The organism is Stenotrophomonas sp. FR010, assembly GCF_047520755.2.
Classification (GTDB): Bacteria; Pseudomonadota; Gammaproteobacteria; order Xanthomonadales; family Xanthomonadaceae; genus Stenotrophomonas; species Stenotrophomonas sepilia.
Genome location: NZ_JAXBQT020000056.1, coordinates 1 through 1,240, shown reverse-complemented (window position 1 = coordinate 1,240; position 1,240 = coordinate 1). Strand labels below are relative to the sequence as shown.

Annotated in this window: 1 protein-coding gene; it reads left to right on the top strand. The window is 66.0% G+C overall.

Annotated elements, in window-relative coordinates:
• Positions 1 to 63 precede the first annotated feature (63 nt).
• Positions 64 to 1,214 (top strand): IS3 family transposase gene (locus ACM0PK_RS21615; RefSeq protein ID WP_232540407.1). Its coding sequence is split into 2 segments (ribosomal slippage): positions 64 to 310 and positions 310 to 1,214, totalling 1,152 coding nucleotides; the frame shifts between segments, so codons are not numbered across the junction.
• Positions 1,215 to 1,240: the final 26 nt, after the last annotated feature.

Genomic DNA, 1,240 nt, shown 5'->3' with positions numbered 1-1,240 from the left:
TGGACCGACCAGCCTTTCGTAGACATCCGGACGCCATAATTCATGGCAATGACCGAGGTGTTTATGGGCAACAGCAAGCAGTACACGGATGAGTTCCGGGCCGAGGCGGTGAAGCAGGTGATCGAGCGCGGCTTCACGGTGGTGGACGTCGCCGCCCGGATCGGGATCCCCAAGCACACCCTGTATGGCTGGGTGCAGGTGGCGAGGAAAATGGCGCCGGCATCGGGCGCTTCAGCAGCGCCGAGCGACTCGGCCGAGATCCGCCGGCTCAAGGCCGAGCTGCGGCGTGTGACCGAGGAGCGCGACATCCTAAAAAAAGCCGCCGCGTACTTTGCCAAGGGGTAAGGGCGAAGTACGCGTTCATGCGCGCGCACATCCGCGAGTTCCGCCTGGTCGCGATGTGCCGGGTGCTGGGCGTGCACCGCAGCGGCTACTACGCCTGGTTGCGCCAAGGCACCAGTGCCCGCGAGCGGGACGATCAGCGCCTGCTGGGGCTGATCAGGCACCACTGGCTGGCCAGCGGCGCGGTGTATGGCTATCGCAAGATCACCTTGGACCTGCGGGAAGCCGGCGAGCATTGCAGCCGGCACCGCGTCCGGCGGCTGATGAAGGCCGAGGGCCTGCGGGCGCAGGTGGGCTATGGCGGCAAGCCGCGCCACCGCGGCGGCCCGGTCGGTGCCGTGGCGAACGTGCTCAACCGGGACTTCACGCCGCACGCCCCGAACAAGGTCTGGGTCACGGACATCACCTACATCCGCACCTACGAGGGCTGGCTGTTCCTGGCGGCAGTGATGGACTTGTACTCGCGCCAGATCGTCGGGTGGGCAACGGCGTCCACGATGACCAGCGACCTGGTGCTGCAGGCGCTGATGGCGGCGGCATGGCGACGCAAGCCCGGCCCGGGCGTGCTGGTCCACTCCGACCAGGGCTGCCAGTTCACCAGCAACGACTGGCAGTCGTTCCTGAAGGCGCACCGGATGGTGCCGAGCATGAGCCGTCGCGGGAACTGCCACGACAACGCCGTGGCCGAGAGCTTCTTCAGCGTCCTGAAGAAGGAGCGGATCAAGCGGCGGATCTACCCGACGCGCGCCACTGCTGCTTCGGACGTGTTCGACTACATCGAGATGTTCTACAACCCGATTCGCCGGCATGGTTCCGCTGGCGGCATGTCACCGGTAGAGTTCGAAAAGCGCTACGCGCAGAGCGGCGACTGAGTGTCTATGGAACTCTGGTCGGTCCA